The organism is Acrocarpospora corrugata, from assembly GCF_009687845.1.
Classification (GTDB): Bacteria; Actinomycetota; Actinomycetes; order Streptosporangiales; family Streptosporangiaceae; genus Acrocarpospora; species Acrocarpospora corrugata.
Genome location: NZ_BLAD01000152.1, coordinates 1 through 7147 on the forward strand (window position 1 = coordinate 1; position 7147 = coordinate 7147).

Sequence of the window (7147 nt, forward strand, 5' to 3'; positions counted from 1 at the left end):
GCATTGGCTGCCGTCCTCGTGATACTCGGCGTCGCCATCGGAACCGCCGCCGCGCTCAGCGGCGGGGGCGAGAGTAGCGACGAATCGGAAAAGTCGACGGCTACTGTGAGTGAGGAGCCGTCCGTTACGTCGGCTCCGACCGTGGCCAGGTCGGGTGCCGCTGAGGTGATCGGAATTCTATTTCAAAGGCGTTGCCCAGTTCAGCTCATATCCGGCCTTCTGGAGGAGTATCGCCGTGCGTTCGAGGTCGTCATCCCGTAGTTCGCGCCAGACCCTGAGCAGTGCTTCGAAAGGTGCGAGGAGCGGGACGTTCTCATAACGGGCCGGAGTGCCCCACGTGAGATCGACGGCGATTCCTCTTCCCCCGTTCACCTGCCTCCCCACAGCGCTGAACGGGTGCCAGCGGAGGGTGTGGCCGTTGAACCGCGCGTCGAGGATCGCGATGCCCTGGTTGATGTGTTCCCCCTGGATTTCGAGGGCGGTACGGATGTCGTGGTCCTCCCAGACGACGAACAGTCGAGTCGCTTTGATCACAGAAGGGAGCACCCCGAGGTTCGCCAGCGCGGAGGCGGCGTCCGCGCCCCGGTAGAAGGGGCGACACTCCATATATCCGACATAAGCGGCATCCATATCCTCAGCCAGAATGTGGACCTGAGGGCGAAGACCGCCGCCGCCTGCGCGAATTTGGGCATCCACCATCTCGAGAAGGATGTTGGGCAACTGTTCCACGATGTCCGTCATTTCATCAGTATCCTGAAGTTGTCGGTGGGAATATCGTGACATGCGGGAAAAATGGGTAACTGCTCTGCGATCCAGGCTCGATAGCGGGCCAAACGGCCGCCTCTTGGATCCGGTGGCGCTGGACGAGGCGGTGGAACTCTTCGCCTGCACCACCGATCCTCACGACATCGCGGAGACCTGCTACCTCGTCGGCCTGCTGCACTGGCGCCGCGGTGAAGTGTTCGCCGACGAGCGGGTCCGAGGGGAGGTCTACACCGCTCTTCCGCTCTTCTTCGTGCTGAACGAGTCCCGGTCCCGGCTGCCACTGCCCGACTCGGCGCTGTCGACGATGCCACCGAGCATCCTGCTGCCGGAAATTTCCGACACGAGTTGGCGGCGCCTCATCATGCTGCTTGAGCAATGGTTCAACAATCGCGGCGACCCGCACAGTCTGCGACTAGCGGTGGGCGCCGGACGCAACGCCGTGCGGGACACCTCCCCTGGCCACCCCGACCGGGTCGGCCGCCAGTGCTTCCTGGGCTCCGCACTCCTCACTCTCTTCGAGCACACCGGGGACATGGACGCGCTGGAGGAGGCCATCGCGGTGGCGACCCACGCGGTGGCGCAAGCGCGTACCACGGAGGAAAGGGCGGGGAGCCTGACCACCCTCGCCGTCAGCCTCCGGTTGCGGTTCGGGCGCACGGGCGAGCTTCGACCACTCCAGCAGGCCATCGACGCCTACCGGCGCGCCCTGGCCGACACGCCGGAAGGCTACGAGAAGCGCAGAGTGCTCCTCGGCGGTCTCGGTCTCTCGTTGTACGTGCTGTACAACCGCACCGGTGACCCGGCACCGCTCGACGAGGCCGCCAGGATGAGTTCCGCGGCCATCGATAGCACGCGGGAGGGCGATCCGGACCTTCCAGGAATGCTCGCGAACTTCAGCAACGTGCTCCACGCACAGTTCGGGCGCACAGGAAAACAGGCCACCCTGAACCAGGCCATCGCCACGGCACGCAGGGCGGTGGACGCAGCACCGCCGCACACCGTGCTCTGGCAGGCCTGTCTCTACAGTGTCAGCCTCATGCTCCAGGCCCAGTTCGAGCAGACCGGCGACCTGGGCGCGCTCGCGGAGGCCATCGAGGCCGGTCGCGTCGTGGTCGCCGCCACGCCGGAGGGTAATCCCGACCTGGCGAAGTACCGGTCGGCTCTCGCCGTACAACTGAAATCGCGCTTCGACCGGACGGGTGACTCCGCCGCGCTGGACGAAGCGATCTCGATCGGCCGTGCGGTGGTGGAGGCGACTCCCGCGGACCACCCCAACCGGGGTTTGTTCCTGACCAACCTCGCCGTCGCGTTCAAGGCCAAGGCCGCGAGCACCGGCGATATCGCCACGCTGCGTCAGGCCATCGACTGCAACCGGCTGGCGGTTGACGCGATCCACGGCTGGCAACGGGCCGGGGCAAGGACGAATCTGGCCGCAACGTGGTTGGAGTACTTCGATCGCACCGGTGAGACGGAGGCGCTGGAGGCGGCGGTCGCGGCCGGTCGCCGCGCGGTCGAGCAGGTCGCGGAGCACGACTACTACCGGGCGCTCTGCCAGGTCAATCTGGCTCGGGCACTGACCATGCTGGGGCATGCGACCGACGACGACGGGCTTGTGGACGAGGCGATCGGCCTGCTGGAGGCGGCCGCCGCCACGGGGAGCACCCGGCCCATGATCCGGGTCGAGGCGGCCAGAGGCTGCGGCAGGCTCGCGATGAGCCTCGGCCAGACCGACCGTGCGGCACGCGGGTACGCCCTCGCCGTCCGGCTGCTGCCGGGCCTGGCCGCCCGTGCGCTCGTCCGGGCCGACGCGACCCACTGGATGGCCGAGTACGCGCGCCTCGCCGGTGACGCGGCGGCCTGCGCCATTGAGGCCGGTCGGCCCGAGGAAGCGGTCGAACTGCTCGAAACAGGCCGGGGTGTGCTGCTCGCGCAGTCGCTGGAGGCCCGTACCGATCTGACCGACCTGCGGGACAGGGATGCTGACCTCGCGGACCGGTTCTCCTACCTGTGCGGCCGGCTGGACGCCGACGAAAGAGCGAGCCTCAACGAGGACACCGCTGACCGCCGGCGTGAACTGGCCGAGGAGCTGACCGCGCTGGTCGCCCGGGTCCGGACGCTGCCCGGCCTGGACCGGTTCCTGCTGCTCCCGGAGGCGGCCCAGCTCGTCGAGCAGGCGCAGGATGGGCCGATCGTCATGATCAACATGAGCGATTACCGGTGTGACGCGTTGATCCTGACCACCGAGGGGGTGCGGGTTCAGGAGCTCCCCGGCCTTGCCGCCGCCGAGGTCTACGACCGGCTCGACGCGATGCACGAGGCGCTGGGCCGGACGTCGTTCGCCAGGCGTGACCGCCACGCCGAGCAGGTCATGCACGCTACCCTGGCCTGGCTTTGGGACACGGTCACCGGACCGGTGCTTGAGCGACTCGGGATGACCGGCTGCCCGGACGATGGCGAGGATTACGGCCGCATCTGGTGGGTGCCCTGTGGGGCGCTGGCCTACTTCCCGCTGCACGCGGCGGGGCACCATCTCGACGCGCCGGGGGCCGGGCGCCGTACCGTGATCGATCGGGTCGCGTCCTCCTACAGCGCGACCGTACGGGGACTGACGCACGCACGGGCCAGGGCCACCCGGCAGCGGGCGGGGCGGCCGCAGATGCTGGCGGTCGCGATGCCGCGCACCCCCGGCGCGTCCGACCTGCCGGGGGCGCGGCGCGAGCTCGACGAGCTCACCAGGCTCTTTCCCGACATGGATGGACTGGTCGGCGAGGGTGCCACCCGGGATGCCGTGCTGGCACTGCTTCCGGAGGGGTCCTGGGTGCATTTCGCCTGCCATGCCGCCTTCGATCCGGACGACCCGTCCGGCAGCCAGCTGCTGGTCCACGACCACGCGCGGCGGCCGCTCACCGTGCTGGAGGTCTCGCGGCTGCGGCTGGAGGAGTGCGAGTTCGCCTACCTGTCGGCCTGCAGCACCGCGGTCACCGCGCCTGAGCTGGCCGACGAGTGCGTGCACGCCGTCACCGCGTTCCAGCTGGCGGGATACCCGCATGTGGTGGGCACACTGTGGGAGATCGACGACGCGGTCGCCGCGGAGATCGCCACCGGGGTCTATGAGGATCTGGTGGCGAACGGGTCCGATCCGGCGCGTTCCGGGCGCTGCCTGCATCGGGCGACACGCGTGATCAGAGACCGCTACCCTCACATTCCCACCCTGTGGGCCGCGCATATCCATATGGGCACGTAAGGAGTGCTTTATGAATCTCGGTCTGCCGGAGAAGCTGGCCGCCCTGTGTCGCGAGCTCGACGATCCCGCCTTCGTGGAGCAGGCCTCCGCCGTCGGTGGGGCGGAGTTGCTCGACCGGCTGCGGGCGGGACGCAGCCCGCACCCGGAACGAGAACTCGACGAGCTGAATCGGCTGTTCGAGGCGGCCGACGGACTGGGCTTCTACCCGGCGGCGCAGCGCGGATACGGCCCGCTGCCCGGCGCGCGCGGCGCGGCGGGCGCGGCGCGGTGGTGGAACTGCCCGGACGGGCGGTGCTCGGGCCACGGGCTGGTATGGCGTGGCCAGCCCACCCCCGTGTGCGAGATCACCGGCGCTGAACTCGTGGCCCGGCCGTTGACGCCATGACCGGCTTTCTCGGCGAGGTCGGCAAGAAGATCGCCGAACGCTGGGTCGGGCTCCTGGCCCTGCCCGGCCTCCTGTTCCTGGCGGCCGTGATCACGGCATGGCAGCTGGGGTATGCCCACGCGCTGGACCCGGCGCCGCTGGGACGGCAGATCACCGCCTGGTCCACCGACCCGGGAATCCGTACGGTCGGCGGCCTGGTGCTCATCATGGTGGTCTGCGCGCTGAGCGCGGTGGGTGTCGGGCTCGTCGCGAGCGCCCTCGGGCGGGCGGTGGAGTGGCTGTGGACCATCCAAGGCGCCTGCGCTCCGGCCCGCTGGCTGGTGACGCTGCGCCGCCGACGCTGGGAACGTGCCGTCAGCCGGGCCGAGTCGGCCACCACGGCAGGCGCCGCCGCCCGGGCCATCGCCCAGGCCGACCGCATCTGCCTGCGGGAACCTGACCGACCCTGCTGGATCGGCGATCGCCTCCGGGTGCCTCGGGTGCGCGTCGAGGAGGCGTACGGCCTGGATCTGGACGCCTGCTGGCCGCGTCTGTGGCTGATCGTGCCGGAGGAGCCCCGGCTCGCGGTGGGGGCCGCGCGGGAGTCGCTGGCCACCGCCGCGCGCCTGGTCGGCTGGTCGTCGCTCTATCTGCTGCTGGCCCTGTGGTGGTGGCCGGGCGCGGTCATCGGGGCCGTCCTGTTCGGGACGGGCTGGTCGCAGGCGCGGGCGGCGGCCACCGCGCTGGCGGAGCTGGTGGAGGCGACCGTCGACCTGCATGTCGGCGACCTGAACGACCGGCTCGCCCCGGCCAGGGGGGTTGCGCCGGGCACCGGCCGCGCGCTGACCACCCTGCTGCGGAAGAGCCGCTGGGACCCCGACTATCCGGAGCCCGCAGAGCCCTGACCACGCGGACGGCAGGTCGCGGTCAAGCCGTAGTCTCGACGGGGGTCGGCGCGGGGACGGGCTCGGGTGTCCGACGGAGGCCGAACGCGATGATGATCGCGCCCAGGATCCCGGCGACGTGTGGGGCTCAAGAACTCGAATCACTGTCAGCGCAGAGCCCTTCATCTGGTGGGACGGAAGGATTGAGGGGCGCCGAGTGGCTGGTCCGGATCCCTGGGATCATGTTTCGTGATCTTATCCACGGTGTACGCGGTCACCCGGCGCCTGCTGTCTTTGCCCGCACTTCTGTTACGGCGCGACGCCTCCAAGGAGGCGGAGCTGCTGGGTGCTTCGGCATCAGAACGCGGTCCTGCGCCGTCCCGCGGGTGCGGTATGAACCAGCCGACCGCCTGTGGTTGGCGGCTCTCTCGCACCTGATACCCCGCCCCCAATGGGAGAAGGTCTTCCCGGTCACGCCGGCCACCCTGCTGGCCCGGCACCGCAAGCTCGTGGCGAGGAAGTGGAACTACAGCAGACATCGCCGTCCTGGACGCCCTCCCACCGCGGCTGCGGTCAAGGACCTGATTCTGCGCATGGCCGCGGACAACCCGGGATGGGGCCACCGGCGCATTCATGGTGAACTGACCCGCCTCGGCCACAAGATCGCCGCCTCGACCATCTGGAACATCCTGAACCGGGCCGGGATCGGCCCCGCCCCGCGCCGCAGCGGACCGACGTGGAAGCAGTTTCTGACCGCCTAGGCCGAGCACATTGTCGCCGTCGACTTCCTGCATGTGGACACCGTCACCTTCAGACGCCTCTACGCCTTGGTCATGCTCGAACACTGCGCCTGCTGATAATTCCATCCGTGCAGGTCACGGCCTTGAAGTGCTTCTCTTGCAGGCAGGCTTGGGCTCTTGTGGAGGAGGAGTGCGGCAGGATGATCGGCCGTGCTCCTTCGCCTGGCCTACTTAGCCGTCACGAACACCTTCGCGGCGCTGCGGTTGCTGCCGTTGGGCGATCGGGACAAAGGACGTCGAGATCCTCGCCCTGCGTCACCAGATCGCCGTCCTCGAACGGCAGCTCGGCGTCGGCGCTCGGGTGAGGTTCGCTCCTGAGGATCGAGCCTTTCTCGCCGCTCTCCTGGCGCCGCTGCCCCGAGACGTCCTGCGCCGGCTGAGGCTTCTCATCCGGCCGGATACCGTCGGGCGGTGGCACCGCGATCTGATGAATCGCCGTCATGCTCGTGCCTGTGTGCCGAAACGGCGCGGACGCCCTCCCATGGTCGGTTCCATTCGTGCCCTCGTCCTGCGCTTGGTCCGGGAGAATCCGTCCTGGGGGTACAGGAGGGTCCACGGAGAGCTCGCCACCCTCGGCATCACGGTCGCGCTGTCCACGGTCTGGGAGATCCTCAAGCGGGACGGCATCGATCCGGCACCCGAGCGGACGTCGACCACGTGGGCCGATTTTCTGCGCTCCCAAGCTGAGGCTTTGCTGGCCTGCGATTTCATCGAGACTGTCACTCTTGATGGGCGGCGTCAGTACATCCTGGCCGTCATCGACCACGCCACCAGACGCGTCCGCGTGCTCGGCACCACCGCACACCCGACCGCGACTGGGTCGCCCAGGCCGTCAGGAACCTGGTGATGGATCTGGAGGACACCGGCTGCCGGGCCCGTTATCTGATTCGCGACCGGGACGGCAAGTTCCCCGCGCTCATGGACGAGATCCTCGCCGAGGCCGGCATTCAGACCGTGCTCACCGGTATCCGGATGCCGAGGATGAACGCGATCATGGAACGGTGGGTGCAAATCGTATTATTGAGCCCCACAGGGAGGAATTTCGGTCCTCCGCCTACGTACGGCCGGCTGGACGTAGACGCGAAAGGGT

8 protein-coding genes are annotated in these 7147 nt (G+C 68.9%); 6 read left to right on the plus strand and 2 right to left on the minus strand.

Annotated features, from left to right (window positions below; all coding sequences use genetic code 11):
• Window positions 1-177: 177 nt before the first annotated feature.
• Entirely contained in the window at window positions 178-741 is a 564-nt protein-coding gene (locus tag Acor_RS41510) for a hypothetical protein (RefSeq protein WP_155342250.1), read from the minus strand.
• Between the two features lie 112 nt (window positions 742-853).
• Here Acor_RS41510 and Acor_RS41515 point away from each other — a divergent pair, with 112 nt between their 5' ends.
• From Acor_RS41515 to Acor_RS41530, 4 genes are all read left to right on the plus strand, one after another.
• Entirely contained in the window at window positions 854-4009 is a 3156-nt protein-coding gene (locus Acor_RS41515; RefSeq protein ID WP_155342251.1) for a CHAT domain-containing protein, read from the plus strand.
• A 10-nt stretch (window positions 4010-4019) separates the two neighbouring features.
• Window positions 4020-4394 carry a hypothetical protein gene (locus Acor_RS41520; RefSeq protein ID WP_155342252.1) on the plus strand — a complete coding sequence of 125 codons (375 nt, stop codon included), beginning with the start codon at window positions 4020-4022 and terminating at the stop codon, window positions 4392-4394.
• On the plus strand, window positions 4391-5278 hold the full coding sequence (locus Acor_RS41525; RefSeq protein ID WP_155342253.1) for a hypothetical protein: 888 nt from the start codon (window positions 4391-4393) through the stop codon (window positions 5276-5278). The genes Acor_RS41520 and Acor_RS41525 overlap by 4 nt, the downstream gene beginning before the upstream one ends.
• A 365-nt stretch (window positions 5279-5643) precedes the next feature.
• Window positions 5644-6018: a helix-turn-helix domain-containing protein gene (locus tag Acor_RS41530; RefSeq protein ID WP_174876274.1), complete on the plus strand. Its 375-nt coding sequence runs from the start codon at window positions 5644-5646 to the stop codon at window positions 6016-6018.
• A 217-nt stretch (window positions 6019-6235) separates the two neighbouring features.
• Here Acor_RS41530 and Acor_RS43900 read toward each other — a convergent pair whose 3' ends face one another.
• The gene (locus tag Acor_RS43900) at window positions 6236-6499 is read right to left on the minus strand and encodes a hypothetical protein (RefSeq protein WP_218034825.1); all 264 of its coding nucleotides are present in this window, start codon (window positions 6497-6499) and stop codon (window positions 6236-6238) included.
• Here Acor_RS43900 and Acor_RS43905 point away from each other — a divergent pair.
• A complete protein-coding gene (locus tag Acor_RS43905; protein WP_340163135.1) occupies window positions 6485-6904 on the plus strand; it encodes a hypothetical protein in 420 nt (139 codons plus the stop codon). The two genes, Acor_RS43900 and Acor_RS43905, sit on opposite strands and share 15 nt — an antisense overlap.
• The coding region (locus Acor_RS43910; protein ID WP_218034827.1) for a hypothetical protein at window positions 6904-7147 on the plus strand (244 nt) is incomplete at its 3' end. The genes Acor_RS43905 and Acor_RS43910, both read left to right, overlap by 1 nt.